We start from the raw sequence: 20666 nt of genomic DNA, 5'->3' as shown, positions 1-20666 counted from the left end.
AGAGCCTGACCTCCTGAAGTGCTGTTCCACCTGATCTACGCCAGCCGTGCCACCCGCACGGTCGACGATGCGCAACTGCAGCAGATGCTGCACCGGGCCCGCCGCAACAACGACCGGCTCGGCGTCTCGGGCGCCCTGATCGTCCAGGGCGACTATTTCGTCCAGCTGCTCGAAGGCGAGCCCGCCACCATCTGCCAGCTGTACCAGGAAATCCTGGCCGATCCGATGCACGACAGCGCGGTGCAACTGGACTTCTCGGAAATCGACCGCCCCCATTTCGCCGAATGGTCGATGGGGCTGCTGCCCATGACCGGGGACAAGCAGGAAGTGCTCCGGCGCCAGGTCGGTGATGCCATGCTCGACCCCCCGACGCTGGACGGCCCGAGTGCCAGCCACCTGTTCGACCTGGTGCATGACCACGTCGAATGGCTGTCCTGAGTGGTGATTCCACGGCGCCGTACCATGGCTTTGGCGCCATGACACACTCCAGGCCCAACCAGGAGATCACGCATGCTCGTTCAGATGACTTACGCCAGCCGGAGTGCCCGCCCCCTGGGCCCGGGCGACATCAAGGACATCCTGGGCAGCTCGCGCCGGAACAACGCCCGCCTGGGTGTCACCGGGGCGCTGTGCCTGCACAACGGCGTGTTCCTGCAGACCCTGGAAGGCGAGCGCGGCGCGGTGAATACGCTGTACCACCGCATCGTGCAGGACACCCGGCACCGTGACGCGGCGATCCTCGACTTCACCGAAGTGAACCGCCGCCAGTTCACCCGCTGGTCCATGGGCCTGCTCGCCGCGACCGAGGAGAACCGCGACCTGTTCCTGGCCTACGCCAGCGGGGCCGAGTTCGACCCCTATGCCATGAGCGCCGCCAGCCTGCGTGCCCTGTTCGTCGAGGTGCAGGCGAACGTGCGCTGGCTGGCCTGATCCGCCGGGGCCACCGCCGCGAGGCACAATCGGGGCATGGCCGAGCGCGTCATTCCCCTGGTCGACCAGCGACTCACCGCGTTGCGCGCGCCGGTGCCGGCGCAGGCCGTGGCACCGACAGGCCACGTGACGGACCAGCTGGGCCGACCGCTGCGCGATTTGCGCATCAGCGTCACCGACCGCTGCAATTTCCGCTGCAGCTACTGCATGCCCAAGGAGGTGTTCGACAAGGACTACACCTACCTGCCGCATGCCGCCCTGCTGAGCTTCGAGGAGATCACGCGCCTGGCACGCCTCTTCCTCGCGCACGGCGTGCGCAAGATCCGGCTCACCGGCGGGGAGCCGCTGCTGCGCAAGAACATCGAGATCCTCATCGGGCAGCTCGCCGGCCTGCGCACGCTGGCCGGCACGCCGCCGGAGATCACGCTCACCACCAACGGCTCGCTGCTGGCCCGCAAGGCGCGTGCGCTGCGGGAGGCCGGCCTCCAGCGGGTGACGGTCAGCCTCGACGGGCTGGATGACGCCGTGTTCCGCGGCATGAACGACGTCGACTTCCCGGTGGCCGAGGTGCTGGCCGGCATCGAGGCCGCGCAGGCGGCAGGCCTGGCGCCGGTGAAAGTGAACATGGTCGTCAAGCGCGGGACGAACGAGCATGAGATCCTGCCCATGGCGCGGCACTTCCGTGGCACCGGCATCGTGCTGCGTTTCATCGAATACATGGACGTCGGCGCCACCAATGGCTGGCGCATGGACGAGGTACTGCCCTCCGCCGAGGTGCGCCGCCTGATCGCGAGCGAGTTTCCGCTGGTGCCGCTGGATCCCACGGTCGAAGGCGAGACGGCCGAGCGCTGGGCCTATGCGGATGGCGCCGGCGAGATCGGCCTGGTCAGCAGCGTCACCCAGGCCTTCTGCGGCGACTGCAACCGGGCGCGCCTGTCCACCGAAGGCAAGGTGTACCTGTGCCTGTTCGCGGGCAATGGCTACGACCTGCGCGAGCTGCTGCGCGGCGGTGCCAGCGACGAAGACATCGCCTCCGCCATCGGCGCCATCTGGCAGGGCCGCGCGGACCGCTACTCGCAGCTGCGCGGCAGCCTCGCGGCCGACACCGGCAGCGGCCGCCGCCGGGTCGAGATGAGCTACATCGGCGGATGATCTCCCCGCAAGACATCACCGGGCTGGTCCTGGCCGGCGGACGCGGCGCCCGCATGGGCGGCGTCGACAAGGGCCTGCAGAACTTCCGCGGCCTGCCGCTGGCCCTGCACACGCTCATGCGCCTGCAGCCGCAGGTGGGCCACGTCCTGTTCAACGCCAACCGCAACCTGTCGGCCTACGAGTCGTTCGGGGTCGAGGTCTGGCCCGACGCCCTGGCGGATTTCGCCGGCCCGCTGGCCGGCTTCCTGGTCGGCCTGGAACGGGCCGAAACGCCCTGGGTTCTGACGGTCCCGTGCGACACCCCGCTCTTCCCCGCCGATCTGGCCGCGCGGCTGGGCGAGGCCGCGCTGCGCGACGACGCCGAGATCGCGATGGCCGCCGCCCCCGAGCCCGATGGCCAGGTGCGCCCGCAGCCCGTGTTCTGCCTGCTGCGCCGAGAGCTGCTGGAAAGCCTGGTGCGCTTCACCCATGGCGGCGGCCGCAAGATCGACGCCTGGACAGGCCAGCACCGCACAGTCATCGTGCCGTTCAACCAGCCTGGCGACGACCCCGCCGCGTTCTTCAACGCCAACACGCTCGCCGAGCTGCGCGAGCTGGAGGGCCGGTCCTCGTGAGCCCATCGCTCGCCGAAATCGCCGCCGGCCTGCAGGGCTATGACCCGCAGGCGCTGCCGGCCGGCATGGTCGGCGAGTTCCTGGCGCGACTGACGCAACCGGTGGCCGAGACGGAAGCCGTGCCCCTGCGCGAGGCACTGGGTCGCGTGCTCGCGCGCGACCTCATCTCGCCGCTGTCGGTGCCGCCGCACGACAACTCCGCGATGGACGGCTATGCCTTCCACGGCGAGGCGCTGGTCGCCGGATCCCCGCTGCAGCTGCAGGTGGTGGGCACGGCGCTCGCCGGGCGCGCCTGGCAGGGCACGGTGGCGCCGGGCCAGTGCGTGAAGATCATGACCGGCGCCATCATGCCGGCCGGCCTGGATACCGTGGTGCCGCAGGAGTTCACGCGCGGCGCCGGTGACGACCGCATCGAGATTCCCGCCGGCGTGGTCGCGCGCGGCGACAACCGCCGCCTGGCCGGCGAGGACCTGATGCAGGGCCGCCCGGCCCTGCCGGCCGGTGAGCGCCTCGGCCCCGCCGCGTGCGGCCTGGTGGCCAGCCTCGGCATCCCGCAGGTCGAGGTGCGCCGGCGCCTGCGTGTGGCGTATTTCTCCACCGGCGACGAGATCCTGAGCCTGGGCGAGCCCCCGCGCGAAGGCGCGGTGTATGACAGCAACCGCTACACCGTGCACGGCATGCTCACCCGTCTGGGCTGCGAGGTGGTCGACCTGGGCGTGGTGCGGGACGATCCCGCCCTGCTGGAGGCCGCCTTCCTGCGCGCCGCCGGCGAGGCCGACGCCATTGTCACCAGCGGCGGCGTGAGCGTGGGCGAGGCCGATTTCACCAAGGCCATGATGCGCCAGCTCGGCGATGTGGCGTTCTGGAAGATCGCGATGCGGCCCGGCCGTCCCATGGCCGTGGGCCGCATTGCCACGGGCGGACGGCAGGCCGTGCTGTTCGGTCTGCCGGGCAACCCGGTGGCGGTGATGGTCACCTTCCTCGCCTTCGTGCGCCCGGCGCTGCTGCGGATGATGGGTGCGCGACCCGAGCCCGAGGTGTGGCTGCGTGCGCGCAGTGCCGAGCCGATGCGCAAGAAGCCCGGCCGCACCGAGTACCAGCGCGGCGTGGTCCGCCGCGCGGCCGATGGCGGCCTGGAGGTACGGACCACCGGCAACCAGGGCTCCGGCGTGCTCAGCTCCATGGTGCAGGCCAACGGCCTGATCGTGCTGCACCACGACCAGGGCCACGTGGCCGTGGGCGACGAGGTGGATGTGATGATGTTCGAGGGCCCTCTCTGATGCATGAAACCAGCAAGGCGGTGATGCGCCGCCTGCACGACAGCCGCTTCGCCACCCGCTACTTCATCGGCGACGGCATCGACATCGGCGCCGGCAAGGACAGCCTGGGCCAGTACCAGGAGTTCTTCCCCGGCATGCGCAGCTGCCGGGCCTGGGACCTGCCCGATGGCGACGCGCAACTGCTCGCCACCGTGCCGGACGCCAGCTTCGACTTCGCGCATTCCAGCCATTGCCTGGAGCACATGCGCGACCCGTACGAGGCGCTGGGCCACTGGCTGCGCGTGCTCAAGCCGGGCGGCCACCTGGTGGTGCTGGTGCCCGACGAGGACCTGTATGAACAGGGTGTGTTTCCCTCCACCTACAACAGCGACCACAAGTGGACCTTCACGCTGTGCAAGACAGCGAGCTGGTCACCCCGCAGCGTGAACGTCACCGAGTTGCTGGCCCGCTTCGCCGGCGTGGCGCAGCCGGTGAAGATCGAGACGCTGGACGCCTCCTTCCGCTACCGCGTGGGCCGGCGCATGGACCAGACGATGACGCCGGTGGGCGAATGCGCCATCGAGATCGTGCTGCGCAAGCTGCCGCAGCCCGCCGTTGCAGTGCCGGCGTCAACGCCAGTCCAGGCGCCCGCAGCCGCCGCGGCGCCCGCCGCGACCGTGACCCATCACAACGGCAAGACCGTCGACGTGGGCCGCCTGCCCTATACCCAGGTCCGCCCGGTCGCCAACTACGCGCCGTGGATGGCCGAGCCGGATTTCCTGTCGGCCGTGCAGGCCGTGCAGGGCTTCACCCTGGTGGACATCTACCGCCTGTGGGAGCTGTGGTGCCTGGTCGGCGAGACGCGCCACCTGCCTGGTGATGTGCTGGAAGTGGGCGTCTGGCGCGGCGGCAGTTCCGCGGTGATGGCACGGCGGCTGCTGCAGGAAGGCGTGGGCCCTCAGCTCGTGATGTGCGACACCTTCGACGGCGTGGTGAAGGCCGGCCCCGAAGACCTGCACTACAAGGGGGGTGAGCACAAGGGCGCCTCCGTGGACGAGGTGCAGGCCCTGGTCGGCCGCCTGGCGCCGGGCGCCCGCACGCGCGTGCTGCGCGGCATCTTCCCGGACCAGACCGGCCAGGCCGTGGCGGACCGGCAGTTCCGCCTGGTGCACATCGACGTGGACGTCTACGAGTCCGCGCGCGACGTGCTGGCCTTTGCCTGGCCCCGCATGCCGGCCGGCGGCGTGGTGGTGTACGACGACTTCGGCTTCCACACCTGCACCGGCATCGCCAAGCACGTGGAAGAGCAGCGCGGCCTGCCAGACCGCCTGGTGCTGCACAACCTGAACGGGCACGCGGTCGTCGTCAAGCGCTGACGGGGCCCCGCCCCCGCCGGGGCCTACTTCGCGATCAGGTCATGCGGCACGGCCGCGTGGTCGCGGGCCAGCGCCTTGTTGGCGCCCGGTACGGTGCGGCGCGCGAACAGCGCATACATCGTCGGCACGACGAACACCGTGAGCAGTGTGCCCAGCGACATGCCCCCCACGATCACCCAGCCGATCTGGATGCGGCTCTCGGCGCCCGCGCCGGTGGCCAGGGCCAGCGGCAGGGCACCCAGCACCATGGCGCCGGTGGTCATGAGAATGGGCCGCAGCCGTTGCGAGGCGGCCTTCACCGTGGCATCGACCACATCCAGCCCCTGTTCACGCAACTGGTTGGCGAACTCCACGATCAGGATGCCGTGCTTGGTGATCAGCCCCACGAGCGTGATGAGCCCGATCTGCGAGTACACGTTGAGCGACCCGCCGGACCACTTGAGCGCCAGCAGCGCCCCGATCATGGACAACGGCACCGCCAGCATGATGACGAACGGGTCCACGAAGCTCTCGAACTGCGCCGACAGCACCAGGAAGATGAACAGCAGCGCCATCACGAACACGATGGCCAGCGCGCCCTGCGAGCTGCGGAACTCGCGCGAGGTGCCGTTCAGCTCGGTGGTGTAGCCGGGCTTGAGCACGCGGGCGGCAGCCTCGTCCATGAACTGCAGCGCCTGCCCCAGCGAGTAGTCGGGCGCGAGGTTGGCGGTGATCGAGGCCGAGCGGCGCTGGCCGAAGTGGTTCAGCTCGCGCGGGCTCACGCTCTCGCGCACCTTCACCAGGGCCGACAGCGGGATCATCACGTCGCCGCGGCCGCGCACGTTGATGGCGTCGATGTCCTCCGGCGTCGTGCGGCCGCTGGCCTGGGTCTGCACGATCACGTCGTACTGCTCGGCGTCGCGCTTGTAGCGCGTGACGACGCGGCCGCCCAGCATGGTCTCCAGCGCCTTGGCCACCACCTCCACGCTCACCCCCAGATCGGCCGCCTTCTCGCGGTCGACCTCGATGCGCAGCTCGGGCTTGTTCAGCCGCAGATCGACGTCCGGCGCCACGATGCCGGGGTTCTTGGCCATCTCGTCGAGCAGCGCGCGCGTCACGCGGCTCAGGTTCTCGTAGCTGTCCGAAGTCTGGATCACGAAGTTCAGCGGCCGCTCACGGAAGCCCTGCCCCAGCGAGGGCGGCGTGATGATGAATGCGTTGACGCCGGGCAGCGAGTTGGCCTTGGGCCCGATCTCGCGCGCCAGCTCCAGCGTGGTGCGCTTGCGCTCCTCCCAGTCGATGGCGCGGTACACCACGCTGGCCTGCGCCACGGTGGGGTTGCCCACGTTGGCGAAGATGCGATCGAACTCCTTGTACTGCTGGCCCATGCGCTCCAGCATCTGCGCGTAGCGGTTGGTGAAGTCAAGCGTGGAGCCGTCGGGCGCGGTCACGCTGGCCAGCACCACGCCGCGGTCTTCGAGCGGCGACAGTTCCTGCTTCATCGTGGGCCAGACGGTGGCGATGCCAGCCGCGCTCGCGGCCATCACGCCCAGCACCAGCCAGCGCGCCTGCAGCAGGCCGCCCCGCAGCGCACCGCCGGCCTGCCCCGCAGCCGGCCGCCAGCGCGCAGTGATGACCCATCGGATGGCGCGTTCATAGCCGCCGGAGAGCGCGTTGAGCCAGCGCTCCATGTGGCTGTCGAACCAGCTCGGATTGGGGTTGTGCCGCAGCAGCTTGGAGCACATCATGGGCGTGAGCGTCAGCGCCACGAAGCCCGAGACCAGCACCGCGCCGGCCAGCGCCAGCGCGAATTCCGCGAACAGGCGACCGGTGCGCCCGGGCGTGAAGGCCAGCGGCGCATACACCGCCACCAGCGTGAAGGTCATGGTGATGACCGCGAAGCCGATCTCGCGCGCACCCTTGATGGCGGCCGAGAACGGATCCAGCCCTTCCTCGATGTGGCGGAAGATGTTCTCCAGCATCACGATGGCGTCGTCCACCACCAGGCCGATGGCCAGCACCAGCGCCAGCAGCGTGAGCGTGTTGATGGTGAAGCCGGCCAGCGCCATCATGGCAAAGGTGCCGATCAGGCTGACCGGGATGGTCACGATGGGGATGATCGACGCGCGGAAGGTGCGCAGGAAGAAGAAGATCACCAGCGCCACCAGCACCACGGCCTCGGCGATGGTGCGGTACACGTTCTTCACCGAGCGGTCGATGAACAGCGAGTTGTCGTTCGCGATCGTCACCTCCACGTCGGCCGGCAGGTCTGCCTTGAGCTTGGGCAGCAGTTCGCGCACGCCGGCCGACAGCGTAAGCGGGTTGGCCGTGGCCTGGCGGATCACGCCGGCGGAGATGGCCTGGCGGCCATTGAGGCGGACCGAGCTGCGCTCGTCGGCGGGGCCTTCCTGCACGCGCGCCACGTCACGGATCTTCACCGGGAAGCCGTTCACGTTCTTCACCACGATCTCGGCGAACTGGCCGGGCCGGAACAGGTCGGTCTGCGAGGTGACGCTGAACTCGCGCTGCTGGCTCTCGATGCGGCCGGCCGGCAGCTCGAGGTTGCTGCGGCGGATGGCGTCTTCCACGTCCTGGGTGGAGAGACGGTAGCCGGCCAGCTTGTCGGGGTCGAGCCAGACCCGCATGGCGTACTTGCGCTCACCGAAGATGCGCACGTCGGCCACGCCGGTCACCGTCTGCAGGCGAGGCTTGACGATGCGGTTGACCACGTCGTTGATCTGCAGCGGGTTCAGCGTGTCGCTGGTGAAGGCCATCCAGATCACGGGGAAGGCATCGGCCTCGACCTTGGCGATCACCGGCTCGTCGATGGCCGTGGGCAGGCGGTTGCGCACGCGCGAGGTGCGGTCACGCACCTCGGCGGCGGCGGCATCGGCGTCCTTCTCCAGGCGGAAGCGCACCGAGATCTGGCTCTGCTCGGCCCGGCTGATGGAGGTGATGACGTCCACCGCATCGATGCCGGCGATGGAGTCCTCCAGCGGCTTGGTGACCTGCGACTCGATGACCTCGGCCGAGGCGCCGGGGTAGCGCACGCTGACGGTGACGACCGGTTCGTCGATCTTGGGGTATTCGCGCACCGACAGCCGGTTGAAGCTGACCAGGCCCACCAGGACCACCAGCAGCGACAGCACGGTCGCGAAGACCGGGCGGCGGATCGAGATCTCGGGCAGTTGCATGGGGCGCTCCGGGTGTCAGGCACCAGCCGGCCGAGGGCCGGGGCGTGCGCCAGGCGCGCCCGGCGCGGGCCGTGGGGCCCCGGCGACCAGGCAGGGATTGCCCGGGCCGGATTCGACGATCTGCGCGCCGCCCCGGGCACGTGCGCCGGGCGCCGCACCCGCCGCCACCGAGCCGGACGCCGCGGCTTGCGCTGCGGCCGCCACCGGCCCGCTGGCCGCGGCCTGCGGGCCGCGCACGGGTCCGTTCGCGCCCGGCCCGCCGGGGCCACCGCGGCCGAGTTCGAGCACGCGCACGGCCATGCCATCGCGCTGGATGCGCTGCTGGCCCGTCGTCACGATCACGTCGCCGGGGTTCAGGCCTTCGAGGATCTCCACGCGGCCGGGCTGGCGCGTGCCGACCTTCACCTCGACGCGCCGGGCGACCTTGGCGTCCTGGTCGGGCCCATCGGCGAGCCGGTAGACGAACTGCCGGCCGGCCTGCGGGACGATGGCTTCCTCGGGGATGACGCGGGCACCCTCGCGCACGGCAAAGACGGTGTTGACGCGGGCGAACATGCCGGGTCGCAGCGCCAGCGCGCGGTTGTCGATGCAGCCGCGCACGCCGACCGAGCGCCCGTTGGCATCCACCAGCGGGTCGATGGCCAGGATGGTCGCGCGCCAGCGGCGGCCGGGCAGCGCGTCGAGGTCGACCAGCGCGGTCTGGCCCGGCTGCACCTTGGACTGGTAGCGCTCGGGCAGGCGGAAGTCGAGGTAGATCGCTTCCAGGTCCTCGATGTTCACGATGTCGGCGCCATCCTTCAGGTAGTCGCCCACGCTCACGTTGCGGATGCCGGTGATGCCGTCGAACGGCGCCACGATGCGCAGGCGCGCCAGCGTGGCCCGGGCCAATGCCAGCTTCGCCTCGGCCACCTCCAGGTTGGCCGCGCTTTCGTCCACCGCGCGCTGGGCAATGAACTTCTGTTCCACCAGTTCCTGGTTGCGCTTGTGGTTGGCGCGGGCGATGGACAGCTCGGCCTCGGCCTGCTTCACCTGGGCCTGCGGCAGCTGGTCGTCCAGTTGCACCAGCAACTGCCCCTTGCGCACGCGTTCGCCATCCCGGAACAGGATCTGGCTGACGCGCCCCGAGACCTCGGGCCGCAGCACCACGCTCTGGCGCGAGCGCAGGCTGCCGACCGCCTGGGCGTCGTCCGTCAGGCGCACGACCTCGACGCGCGCCACCTCCACGGCCGGCGGCCGCTGCGGGCCCCCACCCGGCCCGCCACCCGGCGCACCACCCGGTGCGCCGCGAGCGGGTGCCGAGGGTGCCGATGCATCTGCTGCCGGTGCGGCCGGCTTGTTCTGAACCCACCAAGCCACGCCCGAGGCGGCCGCGATGCCGACGACCGCCACGACGGTATGGAATGCCTTCAATGCCATGAAACTGCTGTTGTAGGGGGGGTGCGCGCGGCCCGCGGCCGGCGAAACGGCCAATGTAGCAGCGGAATGCCGGTGGCGCGCGCAGCCCGCGGTGAAACCCCGGGCGCGCACGCCCCCGTGCAGACGGCTTTACCCGCCGTTTACAGTCGCCCGCGTGTCGAGGCCGCCTGCACGCCCAGGTTGGCCAGCGCATCCGCGCGCTCGTTGCCCGGGTCGCCATTGTGGCCACGCACCCAGCGCCAGTCGATGCGATGCCCGCCGTTCTGCACCAGCGCATCCAGCCGCTGCCACAGGTCCACGTTCTTCACCGGCGTCTTGCCGGCGGTGCGCCAGCCCTTGGCCTTCCAGCCGGGCAGCCACTCGGTGATGCCCTTCAGCACGTACTGGCTGTCCAGGTAGAGCGTCACCGCGCAGGGCCGCTTCAGCGCTTCCAGCGCCTGGATCACGGCCATCAGCTCCATGCGGTTGTTCGTGGTGCTGGCCTCGCCGCCATGCAGTTCCTTCTCGGTCGCGCCAGCCTTGAGCAGCACGCCCCAGCCCCCCGGGCCGGGATTGCCCTTGCAGGCGCCATCGGTGTAGATCTCGATCGGGTTCATCCGGTGATCCGGTGGGGCCGCCGGCCGCCGCGCGCGCGATGGCTGCGGTTGGCCATGGGCACGGGGGCGGTGGCGATCGACTGGGCCGTCTTCCAGGCCGGGCCGATCAGCCGCACGCCGCGCACGCGCTTGACGGCCACGATGAAATAGGCGGCGCCGAAGAACGGCCACCAGCGCTCGCCGAGGCCATCCATCCAAGCGCTGCGCTGCAACCAGGCCTCGGTCGCGAAGGCGGGACGCCAGCAGCCGAAGGTGCTGCGCTCGACCTCGAAGCCCAGCAGGCGCAGCCAGTCGCGCAGGCGCCGGTAGGCAATGAACTCGCCGGCGTCGGGCAGGAACAGCTCGCCGAAGCCCATGCGCCGCCACAGGTGGCCGCGCCGCTGCCGCAGGCCCCACAGGCTGGCGGGGTTGAGGCAGCACACCACCACCTTGCCTTCGGGCACCAGCACGCGCTCCACCTCGCGCAGGGTGGTGTGCGGATCGAGGTGCAGCTCCAGCGAGTGCGGCAGCGCCACCAGGTCGATGCTGGCGGACTCGAACGGCAGCGCGGAGAAGTCGGTCACCAGGGCTGCGGACGTGGCGGGCGTGGCCAGCTCGGGCCGGGACACGGCCAGCCACTTGTGGGGCATGCGATTGGTGGCCAGCGCACGGACCTCGGGCACGCCGAGCTGCAGCGCGTGGTAGCCGAAGATGTCACCCACCGCACGGTCGAATGCGGCCTGTTCCCAGGCCAGGAGGTACTGGCCGGGAGGCGTTTCGAACCATTGCTGCATTCCGATAAACTGGTCGCTCATGAAGCTGTTGCCGCTGCCCGCCTTCCAGGACAACTACCTGTGGCTGTTGCACGACGGGCGGCAGGCCCTCGTGGTCGATCCCGGTGACGAAGCGCCCGTGCGGGCCTGCCTCGAAGCCAATGGCCTGCGGCTGGTCGCGATTCTAGTCACCCATCATCATCCGGATCACACCGGTGGCGTGGCTGCCCTGCGCGAGGCCACCGGCGCCACCGTCTGGGGCCCGGCGCGCGAGCGCATCCCCGAGCCCTTCACCCCGCTCGCCGACGGCGACGCGGTCGAGGTGCTGGGCCTGCGCTTCGAGGTGATCGACGTGCCCGGCCACACCGCCGGCCATATTGCCTACCACTGCGCCGAAGTCGATGGGGCGCCCCTGCTGTTCTGCGGCGACACGCTCTTCTCCGGCGGCTGCGGCCGCCTGTTCGAGGGCACGCCGGCGCAGATGCACGCCTCGCTCGCGCGGCTGGCCGCGCTGCCCGGCAGCACCCGGGTGTGCTGCACGCACGAGTACACGCTGTCCAACCTGCGCTTCGCGCGCGCCGTGGAGCCCGACAACGAGGACCTGCGCGCCTACGAGGCAGAATGCGTGGCGCTGCGCGCCCGCGGCGAGCCGACGCTGCCCGCGCTGCTGGCCCGCGAGCAGCGCATCAACCCCTTCCTGCGCACCGCCGAGCCCGCGGTCGCAGCGGCCGCCCGCCTGCACGCCGGCGCCGACCCTGCCGATCCGGTGGCCGTGCTGGCCGCCATCCGACAATGGAAGAACGATTTCCGATGAAGCTGGCCGGCCTGCTTGCCGCCTTCGCTGCCGTGCTGCTGGCCGGCTGCGCCACCACCGGGACGGCCCCGGCCGACGCCCCCGCGGCGCCCGCCACGCCACCCGCACCGCCCCCTGCGGCCGCCCCGGCGGCCGCGCCGCGCGCGCCCGCCCTGCCCGCAGCCTACCCCGCCGGCCCGCTGTCCGAGCTGGCGCCGGCCGAGCTGGCCTCGCGCTCGGTCGCCCCGCTGGAGCCGCCGCCCGACCTGTGGGCGCGCATCCGCACCGGCTTCGCCATGCCCGACCTGCAGACCGACCTGGTGCGTCACCACGAGCAGTGGTATGCCTCGCGCCCGGAGTACCTGCAGCGCATGACGGACCGCTCGCGCAAGTACCTGTTCCACATCGTCGAGGAGCTGGAGCGCCGCAACATGCCGGCCGAGCTGGCCCTGCTGCCCTTCATCGAGAGCGCCTTCAACCCGCAGGCCGTCTCCAGTGCCCGCGCAGCCGGCATGTGGCAGTTCATGCCCGCCACCGGCAAGGACTTCGACCTCAAGCAGAACGTGTTCCGTGACGACCGGCGCGACGTGCTGGCCTCCACCCGCGCGGCGCTCGACTACCTGCAGCGCCTGTACGGCATGTTCGGCGACTGGCACCTGGCGCTGGCCGCCTACAACTGGGGCGAAGGCAGCGTCGGCCGCGCCATCGCACGCAACCAGCGCGCGGGCCAGCCGACCCGGTACACCGACCTGGCCATGCCCAACGAGACGCGCAACTACGTGCCCAAGCTGCAGGCCATGAAGAACCTGGTGGCCGACCCCGAGCGCTTCCGCGTGGACCTGCCGGTGATCGAGAACCACCCGTACTTCCAGACCGTCACGCTCACCCGCGACATGGACGTGCAGCTGGCCGCGCGCCTGGCAGACGTGTCGCTGGACGACTTCAAGGCGCTCAACCCCCAGCACCACCGCCCCGTCATCCTGGCCGCCGGCACGCCCGAGATCCTGCTGCCCTGGGACAACGCCAACGTGTTCAAGCGCAACTTCGAGGCCTATACCGAGGGCAAGCTCGCCAGCTGGACAGCCTGGAGCGTGCCCGCCACGCTGAGCGCGGCCGAGGCCGCGAAACGCGTCGGCATGTCCGAGGCCGAGCTGCGCGCCGTCAACGCCATTCCGCCGCGCATGCTGATCAAGGCCGGCTCGGTGCTGATCGTGCCGCGCCGCAATGCGGGGGACGACGTCGGCAGCCATGTGGCCGACAACGGGCAGCTGCGCCTGGAACCCGTGGTCACGACCCGGCGCACGGTGGTGAAGGCCGGCCCGAAGGACTCCGTGACGGCGCTGGCCCGCCGCTACCGGCTGAACCCGGTGCAGGTGGCCGAATGGAACGACCTGGGCGTCACCAGCGCGCTCAAGGCCGGCCAGCAGATCGTGCTGCACCTGCCGGTGCGCCCGGCCGCGACCCGCGCCGCGGGCAAGAAGGGCGCGCGCAACGTGGCCCCGGCGCCGCGCCGCGCGGCGGCCAAGCCGGTGCGCCGCTGAGGCCTGCGCGGCACGCCGCGCCCGCTACAGCTTCTCGGTCTCGCCCTGGCGCGGCTGCCAGGTCATGAGGCGCCGTTCCGCCACGCCGACCAGCGCATCGAGCGCGAGCGCGAAGGCCGTGAGCACCGCGATGCCCGCAAACACGGTGTTGACGTCGAAGGTGCCCTCGGCCTGCAGGATCAGGTAGCCCACGCCGCGCGCCGAACCCAGGTACTCGCCCACCACCGCGCCCACGAAGGCCAGGCCCACGGAGGTGTGCAGGCTGGAGAACACCCAGCTGGTGGCACTGGGCAGGTAGACGGTGCGCAGCAGCTGCCGGCGGTTCGCGCCCAGCATGCGGGCATTGGCCAGCACGACCGGGCTGACCTCGCGCACGCCCTGGTAGACGTTGAAGAACACGATGAAGAACACCAGCGTGACCGCCAGTGCCACCTTGCTCCAGATGCCCAGCCCGAACCACAGCGCGAAGATCGGCGCCAGGATGACCCGCGGCATGGCGTTGAGCGCCTTGATGTAGGGGTCGAGGATCGCGCTGGCCGTGGGCGCCAGCGCCAGCCACAGGCCCACGACCAGACCGAGCACGGTGCCGATGACGAAGGCGAGCACCGTCTCCAGCAGGGTCACGCCCAGGTGCACGTAGATGTCGGCGCGGCCCGGCAGGCCCTCGGTGAAGAGCGCGTTCGGCGGCAGCTCGAACGGCAGGAACCACGACCAGATGCGCCCCGCCACCTTCACCGGCTCGCCCAGGAAGAAGGCCGTCTGCGCGTCCCGCGAGGCCAGGTGCCACACCACGAGCACCGCGACCAGCACCCCGATCTGCCACAGCCGCAGGTTGCGCTCGCTGGCGCGGGGATCCAGGATCATGCCGCCCCCTTGCGCAGCTGCTGCTGGTAGCCCTTGAGCACCTCGTCGCGCAGCACGGCCCAGATGGCGCCATGCAGCTCCACGAAGCGCGGATGGGTGCGCACCTCGGCCACGTCGCGCGGCCGTGGCAGATCGATCGTGAACTCGCCGATGGGCCGCGTGGCCGGACCGGCCGAGAGCACCACGACGCGGTCGCTCATGGCGATCGCCTCGTCCAGGTCGTGCGTGATGAACAGCACCGCCTTGCGACGCGCCTGCCAGAGCGCCAGCACCTCGTTCTCCATCAGCTGACGGGTCTGGATGTCGAGCGCGCTGAAGGGCTCGTCCATGAGGATGATGTCCGGGTCCAGCGCGAGCACCTGGGCGAGCGCGGTGCGCTTGCGCATGCCGCCGGAGAGCTGGTGCGGATAGCGGTCGCCGAAGCCGGTGAGGCCGACACGGGCCAGCCAGCCCTCGGCCTGCGCGCGGGCCTCGGCCTCGGGCACGCCGCGATACTGCAGGCCGACCATCACATTGGCGAGCGCGCTGCGCCAGGGCATGAGCGCATCGGACTGGAACATGTAGCCGGCGCGGCGGTTCAGGCCCTGCAGGGGCTCGCCGAACACCCGCACCGTGCCTGCCGAGGCCTGCAGCAGGCCGGCGCCCACGTTGAGCAGGGTCGACTTGCCGCAGCCCGTGGGCCCGACCACCGAGACGAACTCGCCGGCCGCCACCTGCCGCGTGGGGGCCGCCACCGCGGTGTAGCCGGCCGCGCCCGGCTTCGCGGCGCGGAAGGACACGGTGATGTCGTCGAGTTCCAGCGCCGGCGCGGTCATGGAGGCCAAGCGTAGCAAAGCCGCGCGAGGCGCGGCCCTGGGGCTTGCACGGGCTGGCCGCCCCGGGGCACGCCGCGCCTCAGGGCTTCAGAGCATCCCCGACAGGTACATGATCGCGCGCAGGCTGGTGAATTCGTAGTCGACGAAATCCTCGAAGTCCTTGCCAGCCAGCACGGCGGCCGTCCAGCCGTTCTTGTCCAGCGCCTCCTGCCAGCTCTTGTGCTTGGTCGTCTTCACGACCAGGTCCGTCAGTGCCGCGCGCTGCTCCGCCGAGAGGCCCGGCGCGCCATAGAGGCCGCGCCAGTTGCCCAGCACCACGTCGTAGCCCTGCTCCTTCATGGTGGGCACGGCGATGCCGGGCAGGCGCTTCTGCGAGGTGACGCCGATCGCGCGCATCTTGCCGGCCGCGATGTGCTCGGCGAACTCGCTGTAGCCGCTGCCGCCCACCGTGACGTTGCCGCCCAGGATTGCCGCCACCGCTTCGCCGCCGCCGCGGAAGGCCACGTAGTTCACCTTCTTCGGGTCCACGCCCACGGTGCGCGCCAGCATGGCGGCGGCAATGTGCTCGGTGGAACCGCGCGAACCGCCGCCCCACTTCACGCTGCCGGGGTCCTTCTTCAGCTGGTCCACCACGTCCTTCATCGTCCGCAGCGGCGAGGCCGCCGGCACCACGAACACGTTGTACTCGCTCGTCAGCCGCGCGATGGGCGTGCACTGCTGCAGCTGCACCGGGGACTTGCCCGTGATCAGCCCGCCCACCATCACCGCGCCCATCATCAGCAACGCGTTCGGATCGCCCTTGGCCGAGTTGACGAACTGGGCCAGGCCGATGGCCCCCGCGGCACCGCCCTTGTTCTCGTACTGCACTGCGTCCGCCAGGCGCGCCTCCATCATGGCCTTGCCGAGCGCGCGGCCCGTGGTGTCCCAGCCGCCCGCGGGATTGGCCGGGATCATCATCTTCAGCGTGGGCGCCGCCAGCGCCCAGGGCGCGGCCGTGCCGGCGGCGGCGAACACCGCCAGGGATTTCAGGAATTGATCGCGTCGCATGGTGTCTCCAGCCGGGTGAAGACCCGGTGACGCCATGGTCGGACCGGGCGCTGTCAGTCTCCTGTCAGCCGCCCTGGTGGAAACCCTCAGGCCTTGTAGCGATCCTTCGCGCGGCGCGCGAACTCGTTGGTGTAGGTCTTGGCGAGCTCGACCTTGTCTGCCTTCACCGAGGGCTCGAAGCTGGCCAGCGCGCGCAGCGCCGTGCGCGCGCCCTCGTCCGGGATCATGCCGTCGAGCGCGATGGCCTCGCGCACCTTGTTGAACGACGCGAGGTAGAGCGCGCGGTCCCCCAGCAGGTAGCCCTCGGGCACGGTCTTGATGATGTCGCTCGGGCCCGCAGTCTGCAGCCACTTGAGCGCGTGGACGATCGCGTGGGCCAGCGCCTGGCAGGTGTTGGGATGCTTCTGCACGAACTCGAGCGGCGCATACAGGCAACCGGCCGGCATGGGGCCGCCGAACACCTCCTGCGTGCCCTTGAGCGTGCGCGTGTCGCTGATGATCTTGACCTCGCCCTTCTGCTCCAGCATGGTCATCACCGGGTCGACGTTGCTCATGGCGTCGATCTGGCCCGAGCGCAGCGCGGCCAGCGCCGCGGCGGAGGTGCCCACGCCGATGAAGCTCACTTCCGATGCCTTGATGCCGGCGCGCGAGAGCACCAGGTTGGCCACCATGTTGGTCGACGAGCCCGGCGCGGACACGCCGATCTTGCGGCCGCGCAGGTCGGCCACGGTCTTGTAGCCGGGCATGGCCTTGGTGGAGACGCCCAGGGCGATGGCCGGTGCACGGCCCTGCAGCACGAAGGCCTGGAAGTACTGGTTCTTGCCCTGCAGGTTGATGGTGTGCTCGTAGGCCCCGCTCACGACGTCGGCCGAGCCGCCCACCACGGCCTGCAGCGCGCGCGAGCCACCCGCGAAATCGGCGATCTCGACATCGAGGCCCTCGGCCTTGAAGTAGCCCAGCTGCTCGGCGATGGTGAGCGGCAGGTAGTAGAAGGCCGCCTTGCCACCGACGGCGATGGCGACCTTGGATTTCTCGGGCCGGCCCTGCGCGCGCAGCGCAGGCGCGGCCACCACGGCGGCGGCCAGCGCGGCGAACTGGCGGCGGCTGAGCGTGACGGACATGCGTGCCTCTCTGTTCTTCTCGGACTGCCCGCAGGTTAGACAGCGCGTCGTCGCGCCGCATCGGGAGGATCCCCTGCGGGTTTCCACGTAACGCGCAGAGGGGTCAGCGCCAGCCGCTGAAGAAGATGCCGAGGTTGATGAGGAAGGCCAGGGTCCAGATGGCCGATCGCGTGCGCGGCAGGTCGGCCACGTACATCACGACGTAGATCGTGCGCAGGGTGATGAAGAGCACCGCCAGGATGTCGACGCGGGTCTGCGGCGCGCCGAGCTGGTGGGCAATGATCACCGCGCCCATGAAGAACGGCAGCGCCTCCCAGCTGTTGGACTGCGCGGCATTCGCGCGCGCGGCCCAGCCCTGCTGCCGCGCGAGCCAGCCGCGCGGATCCGCGTTGTCGTAGCCGCCCTCGCGCCGCGGCTTGCCGAAGCCACGGTACTTCGCGAGGCCCGCGCAGGCGATCGGCATCAATGCCGCCAGCAGCACGCACCAGTAGGCGACCGTGAATCGCGCGACACCGTATCCCATTCCCATCAACTGCTCCTGCGGTCCACCAGCGCATGCGCGATGGTGCCCAGATCGACGTATTCGAGTTCGCTGCCCGCCGGCACGCCCCGCGCCAGGCGGGTGACCTGCAGGCCGCGCTGCTTGAGGGCCTCGCCGATGACGTGCGCGGTGGCCTCGCCCTCGGCGGTGAAGTTGGTGGCGAGGATCACCTCCTGCACCTCGCCGCCGGTGGCGCGCTCGAACAGCTTGGCCAGGCCGATGTCGCGCGGACCGATGCCATCGAGCGGGCTCAGCCGGCCCATCAGCACGAAGTAGAGGCCGGCATAGGCCTGCGTGCGCTCCACCGCGGCCTGGTCCGCCGGCGTCTCCACCACGCACAGCTTGGCGCGGTCGCGCCGCGGATCGCGGCAGGTGGGGCAGACCGCCTCCTCGGTGAAGGTGTGGCACAGGCTGCAGTGCCGCACGCCCTCCACCGCGTGGGTGAGCGCGTGCGCGAGCCGCACGGCGCCCTCGCGGTCATGCTGCAGCAGGTGATACGCCATGCGCGAGGCGGACTTCACGCCCACCCCCGGCAGGCGCCGCAGCGCCTCGACCAGCGCAGGCAGGGCGGTCTCGGCCACCAGGCCCTCAGAACGGGAACTTCATCCCGCCGGGCAGGCCGGGCATGCCGGCGGTGAGCTTGCCCATCTTCTCGTTGCTGGTCTCCTCGGCCTTGCGCACGGCGGCGTTGAAGGCGGCAGCCACGAGGTCCTCGAGCATGTCCTTGTCGTCGCCCAGCAGGCTGGGATCGATGGTGACGCGCTTCACGTCGTGCTTGCAGGTCATGACGACCTTCACCAGGCCCGCGCCCGACTCGCCGGTGACCTCGATCTGCGCCAGCTCCTCCTGCGCCTTCTTCAGGTTGTCCTGCATGGCCTGCGCCTGCTTCATGAGGCCGGCGAGTTGCCCTTTGTTGATCATGGTGTGGGATCTTTCAGTGTCTTTCGACGGGTTTGATGCTGCCAGGCACGATTCTCGCGCCAAAGTCACGCATCATCCGCTGCACGAACGGGTCGTCCAGGATGATCTGCTCGGCCGCGCGCTGGCGTCGGGCCTGCGCCTCGGCCAGGCGCCGCGCCGGGCTGTCGGTGACGGGGCCCACCTCGACCGAGAGGGCCACCGCATGGCCGGCGGCCTGCAGCGCGCTGCGCAGGCGCTCGCGGCTGGCCGGCTGGTTGAGCGACTCGCGCTCCACGCGCAGCAGCCAGTGGCCCTCGTCGCGGCCCACCAGCTGCGACTGCAGCGCCAGCTCGCGCACCAGCGCCGTCACGGCCTCGGCCTGCACCAGCGCCTGCACCGTCGCCTGCCAGAAGTCGCCGTCCGGCGTGGGGATGACCGCCGGGGTGGCCGCCGCCTGCGCCTCGCGAAGGGGCTCGGGCTGCAGGCGCACCGGCATGCCCAGCACCTCGCCCGCGGGTGCGGCGGCGGGCGGCCGCGCAGCGACCGCCGGCACACGGGCAGGCGGCGACGGGTCGACCACGGGCAGGCGCTGCCCAGGGGGCGTAGCGGGGCCGGAGGCCGCGGCGGCAGCAGGGATCGGCTCGTGCGGCGCGGCCACGGGCGGTCCAGCCACGGGCGGTACGGCCACGGCCTGCGCTGCCACAGGTGCCGGCGCCGTCGGGCGCGCCCCCTCAGGCGCGTTCAGTGTTTTTTTTTCAGCCGCGCCGCCATCGGGCGGCGGCTGGAAGGCCAGCAGGCGCAACAGCACCATGGTGAGCCCGGCGTACTCGTCGGGTGCCAGTCCCAGTTCGGCGCGGCCGTGCAGGCACAGGCTGTACAGCAGCTGGGTCTGGTCGGCTGGCAGCAGGCCGGCCAGGCGGGCCGTCTCGCGGGCCTCGGGGTCGTCGCTGGCCGCGGCCATCGAAGGCACCGCCTGCACCACGGCCATGCGCTGCAGGATGAGGCTCATGTCCTCCAGCGTCGCGGCGGCGGCCAGGCCCTGGCTGCGCAGGCCTTCCACCGTCTCCACGACCGCGCGGCCATCGCCCGCCGCGAGGGCCTCGATCAGGCGGAACACATGGCTGCGGTCCACCGCGCCCAGCATGGACCGCACGCCCTCCTCGCGCACCTCGCCGCCACCGAAGGCGATGGCCTGGTCGGTGAGCGACAGCGCATCGCGCATCGACCCGCGCGCAGCACGCGAGAGCAGCCGCAGCGCGCCGGCCTCGGCGGGCACCTGCTCGGCCTGCAGCACGTGCGCCAGGTGTTCCTGCACGGTCTCGGGCGCCATCGGCCGCAGGTTGAACTGCAGGCAGCGTGACAGCACCGTCACCGGCACCTTCTGCGGATCGGTCGTGGCCAGCACGAACTTCAGGTACTCGGGCGGCTCTTCCAGCGTCTTGAGCATGGCGTTGAACGCATGCCCGGTGAGCATGTGGACCTCGTCGATCATGAACACCTTGAAGCGGCCCTGCACCGGCTTGTAGACCGCCTGCTCCAGCAGGGCCTGCACCTCGTCCACGCCGCGGTTGGAGGCGGCGTCCAGCTCGGTGTAGTCCACGAAGCGGCCGGCGTCGATGTCGCGGCAGGCCGCGCACTGCCCGCAGGGCTCGGCCGTGATGCCGCCATCGCCCGCCGGACCCACGCAGTTGAGCGCCTTGGCCAGGATGCGCGAGACGGTGGTCTTGCCGATGCCGCGCGTGCCGGTGAACAGGTAGGCGTGATGCAGCCGCTGCT

20 protein-coding genes are annotated in these 20666 nt (G+C 70.9%); 8 read left to right on the top strand and 12 right to left on the bottom strand.

Going from position 1 to position 20666, the window contains the following annotated elements; all coding sequences use genetic code 11:
- The first annotated feature begins 18 nt into the window (after window positions 1–18).
- The 6 genes from ACE3T5_RS08380 (at window position 19) to ACE3T5_RS08355 (ending at window position 5331) form a co-directional block, all read left to right on the top strand.
- Window positions 19–438 carry a BLUF domain-containing protein gene (locus ACE3T5_RS08380; protein ID WP_374666435.1) on the top strand — a complete coding sequence of 140 codons (420 nt, stop codon included), beginning with the start codon at window positions 19–21 and terminating at the stop codon, window positions 436–438.
- Between the two features lie 72 nt (window positions 439–510).
- Window positions 511–930, top strand: a complete 420-nt coding sequence (locus tag ACE3T5_RS08375; protein ID WP_374666433.1) for a BLUF domain-containing protein — start codon at window positions 511–513, stop codon at window positions 928–930.
- 36 nt (window positions 931–966) lie between these two features.
- Window positions 967–2082 (top strand): GTP 3',8-cyclase MoaA, encoded by a 1116-nt coding sequence (gene moaA / locus ACE3T5_RS08370; protein ID WP_374666431.1) that lies wholly within the window; start codon window positions 967–969, stop codon window positions 2080–2082.
- On the top strand, window positions 2079–2696 hold the full coding sequence (mobA, locus tag ACE3T5_RS08365; protein ID WP_374666429.1) for a molybdenum cofactor guanylyltransferase MobA: 618 nt from the start codon (window positions 2079–2081) through the stop codon (window positions 2694–2696). Before moaA ends, mobA begins: the two co-directional genes overlap by 4 nt.
- The gene (gene glp, locus ACE3T5_RS08360; RefSeq protein WP_374666427.1) at window positions 2693–3976 is read left to right on the top strand and encodes a gephyrin-like molybdotransferase Glp; all 1284 of its coding nucleotides are present in this window, start codon (window positions 2693–2695) and stop codon (window positions 3974–3976) included. Before mobA ends, glp begins: the two co-directional genes overlap by 4 nt.
- The gene (locus tag ACE3T5_RS08355) at window positions 3976–5331 is read left to right on the top strand and encodes a TylF/MycF/NovP-related O-methyltransferase (RefSeq protein WP_374666425.1); all 1356 of its coding nucleotides are present in this window, start codon (window positions 3976–3978) and stop codon (window positions 5329–5331) included. The genes glp and ACE3T5_RS08355 overlap by 1 nt, the downstream gene beginning before the upstream one ends.
- 23 nt (window positions 5332–5354) lie before the next feature.
- On the opposite strand, the gene ACE3T5_RS08350 is transcribed toward ACE3T5_RS08355, so the two are convergent.
- From ACE3T5_RS08350 to ACE3T5_RS08335, 4 genes are all read right to left on the bottom strand, one after another.
- Complete coding sequence (locus tag ACE3T5_RS08350) at window positions 5355–8504, bottom strand: efflux RND transporter permease subunit (RefSeq protein WP_374666423.1); 3150 nt, start codon at window positions 8502–8504, stop codon at window positions 5355–5357.
- Between the two features lie 15 nt (window positions 8505–8519).
- Complete coding sequence (locus ACE3T5_RS08345; protein ID WP_374666421.1) at window positions 8520–9920, bottom strand: efflux RND transporter periplasmic adaptor subunit; 1401 nt, start codon at window positions 9918–9920, stop codon at window positions 8520–8522.
- Between the two features lie 140 nt (window positions 9921–10060).
- Window positions 10061–10516: a ribonuclease HI gene (gene rnhA, locus ACE3T5_RS08340; RefSeq protein ID WP_374666419.1), complete on the bottom strand. Its 456-nt coding sequence runs from the start codon at window positions 10514–10516 to the stop codon at window positions 10061–10063.
- Window positions 10513–11310 carry a class I SAM-dependent methyltransferase gene (locus ACE3T5_RS08335; protein WP_374666416.1) on the bottom strand — a complete coding sequence of 266 codons (798 nt, stop codon included), beginning with the start codon at window positions 11308–11310 and terminating at the stop codon, window positions 10513–10515. Before ACE3T5_RS08335 ends, rnhA begins: the two co-directional genes overlap by 4 nt.
- Here ACE3T5_RS08335 and gloB point away from each other — a divergent pair.
- Window positions 11309–12082: a hydroxyacylglutathione hydrolase gene (gloB, locus tag ACE3T5_RS08330; RefSeq protein WP_374666414.1), complete on the top strand. Its 774-nt coding sequence runs from the start codon at window positions 11309–11311 to the stop codon at window positions 12080–12082. The genes ACE3T5_RS08335 and gloB overlap by 2 nt on opposite strands.
- Entirely contained in the window at window positions 12061–13602 is a 1542-nt protein-coding gene (locus ACE3T5_RS08325) for a transglycosylase SLT domain-containing protein (RefSeq protein ID WP_374666412.1), read from the top strand. Before gloB ends, ACE3T5_RS08325 begins: the two co-directional genes overlap by 22 nt.
- A gap of 24 nt (window positions 13603–13626) precedes the next feature.
- Here the strand turns inward: ACE3T5_RS08325 and ACE3T5_RS08320 are convergent, their stop codons facing one another.
- The 8 genes from ACE3T5_RS08320 to dnaX form a co-directional block, all read right to left on the bottom strand.
- Window positions 13627–14466 (bottom strand): ABC transporter permease, encoded by an 840-nt coding sequence (locus ACE3T5_RS08320; protein ID WP_374666410.1) that lies wholly within the window; start codon window positions 14464–14466, stop codon window positions 13627–13629.
- Window positions 14463–15281 (bottom strand): ABC transporter ATP-binding protein, encoded by an 819-nt coding sequence (locus ACE3T5_RS08315; RefSeq protein ID WP_374666408.1) that lies wholly within the window; start codon window positions 15279–15281, stop codon window positions 14463–14465. The genes ACE3T5_RS08320 and ACE3T5_RS08315 overlap by 4 nt, the downstream gene beginning before the upstream one ends.
- An 87-nt stretch (window positions 15282–15368) precedes the next feature.
- Window positions 15369–16328, bottom strand: coding sequence for a Bug family tripartite tricarboxylate transporter substrate binding protein (locus ACE3T5_RS08310; RefSeq protein ID WP_374666406.1), 960 nt, complete (start codon window positions 16326–16328; stop codon window positions 15369–15371).
- A gap of 86 nt (window positions 16329–16414) precedes the next feature.
- Window positions 16415–17449, bottom strand: a complete 1035-nt coding sequence (locus tag ACE3T5_RS08305; protein ID WP_374666404.1) for an ABC transporter substrate-binding protein — start codon at window positions 17447–17449, stop codon at window positions 16415–16417.
- 103 nt (window positions 17450–17552) lie between these two features.
- Window positions 17553–17972, bottom strand: coding sequence for an MAPEG family protein (locus ACE3T5_RS08300; protein ID WP_374666402.1), 420 nt, complete (start codon window positions 17970–17972; stop codon window positions 17553–17555).
- A gap of 5 nt (window positions 17973–17977) precedes the next feature.
- Window positions 17978–18571, bottom strand: coding sequence for a recombination mediator RecR (gene recR, locus ACE3T5_RS08295; protein WP_374666400.1), 594 nt, complete (start codon window positions 18569–18571; stop codon window positions 17978–17980).
- A 7-nt stretch (window positions 18572–18578) separates the two neighbouring features.
- Entirely contained in the window at window positions 18579–18911 is a 333-nt protein-coding gene (locus ACE3T5_RS08290) for a YbaB/EbfC family nucleoid-associated protein (protein ID WP_374666398.1), read from the bottom strand.
- Between the two features lie 13 nt (window positions 18912–18924).
- Window positions 18925–20666 (bottom strand): DNA polymerase III subunit gamma/tau (gene dnaX, locus ACE3T5_RS08285; protein WP_374666396.1); only part of this gene is annotated, 1742 nt, incomplete at its 5' end.

Origin of the sequence: Ramlibacter sp., from assembly GCF_041916345.1 — a bacterium.
Taxonomy (GTDB): domain Bacteria; phylum Pseudomonadota; class Gammaproteobacteria; order Burkholderiales; family Burkholderiaceae_C; genus Ramlibacter.
Note: the sequence above shows the minus strand (reverse complement) of the source record. Positions and strands in the feature narration are given on the sequence as shown.

Excerpts from the sequence above, each read along its gene's own strand:
- ACE3T5_RS08375 (WP_374666433.1), top strand. The coding sequence starts at position 511 with ATGCTCGTTCAGATGACTTACGCCAGCCGGAGTGCCCGCCCCCTGGGC.
- moaA (WP_374666431.1), top strand. The coding sequence starts at position 967 with ATGGCCGAGCGCGTCATTCCCCTGGTCGACCAGCGACTCACCGCGTTG.
- mobA (WP_374666429.1), top strand. The coding sequence starts at position 2,079 with ATGATCTCCCCGCAAGACATCACCGGGCTGGTCCTGGCCGGCGGACGC.
- ACE3T5_RS08355 (WP_374666425.1), top strand. The coding sequence starts at position 3,976 with ATGCATGAAACCAGCAAGGCGGTGATGCGCCGCCTGCACGACAGCCGC.
- ACE3T5_RS08350 (WP_374666423.1), bottom strand. The coding sequence starts at position 8,504 with ATGCAACTGCCCGAGATCTCGATCCGCCGCCCGGTCTTCGCGACCGTG.
- ACE3T5_RS08345 (WP_374666421.1), bottom strand. The coding sequence starts at position 9,920 with ATGGCATTGAAGGCATTCCATACCGTCGTGGCGGTCGTCGGCATCGCG.
- rnhA (WP_374666419.1), bottom strand. The coding sequence starts at position 10,516 with ATGAACCCGATCGAGATCTACACCGATGGCGCCTGCAAGGGCAATCCC.
- gloB (WP_374666414.1), top strand. The coding sequence starts at position 11,309 with ATGAAGCTGTTGCCGCTGCCCGCCTTCCAGGACAACTACCTGTGGCTG.
- ACE3T5_RS08335 (WP_374666416.1), bottom strand. The coding sequence starts at position 11,310 with ATGAGCGACCAGTTTATCGGAATGCAGCAATGGTTCGAAACGCCTCCC.
- ACE3T5_RS08325 (WP_374666412.1), top strand. The coding sequence starts at position 12,061 with ATGGAAGAACGATTTCCGATGAAGCTGGCCGGCCTGCTTGCCGCCTTC.
- ACE3T5_RS08320 (WP_374666410.1), bottom strand. The coding sequence starts at position 14,466 with ATGATCCTGGATCCCCGCGCCAGCGAGCGCAACCTGCGGCTGTGGCAG.
- ACE3T5_RS08315 (WP_374666408.1), bottom strand. The coding sequence starts at position 15,281 with ATGACCGCGCCGGCGCTGGAACTCGACGACATCACCGTGTCCTTCCGC.
- ACE3T5_RS08310 (WP_374666406.1), bottom strand. The coding sequence starts at position 16,328 with ATGCGACGCGATCAATTCCTGAAATCCCTGGCGGTGTTCGCCGCCGCC.
- ACE3T5_RS08305 (WP_374666404.1), bottom strand. The coding sequence starts at position 17,449 with ATGTCCGTCACGCTCAGCCGCCGCCAGTTCGCCGCGCTGGCCGCCGCC.
- ACE3T5_RS08300 (WP_374666402.1), bottom strand. The coding sequence starts at position 17,972 with ATGGGATACGGTGTCGCGCGATTCACGGTCGCCTACTGGTGCGTGCTG.
- ACE3T5_RS08290 (WP_374666398.1), bottom strand. The coding sequence starts at position 18,911 with ATGATCAACAAAGGGCAACTCGCCGGCCTCATGAAGCAGGCGCAGGCC.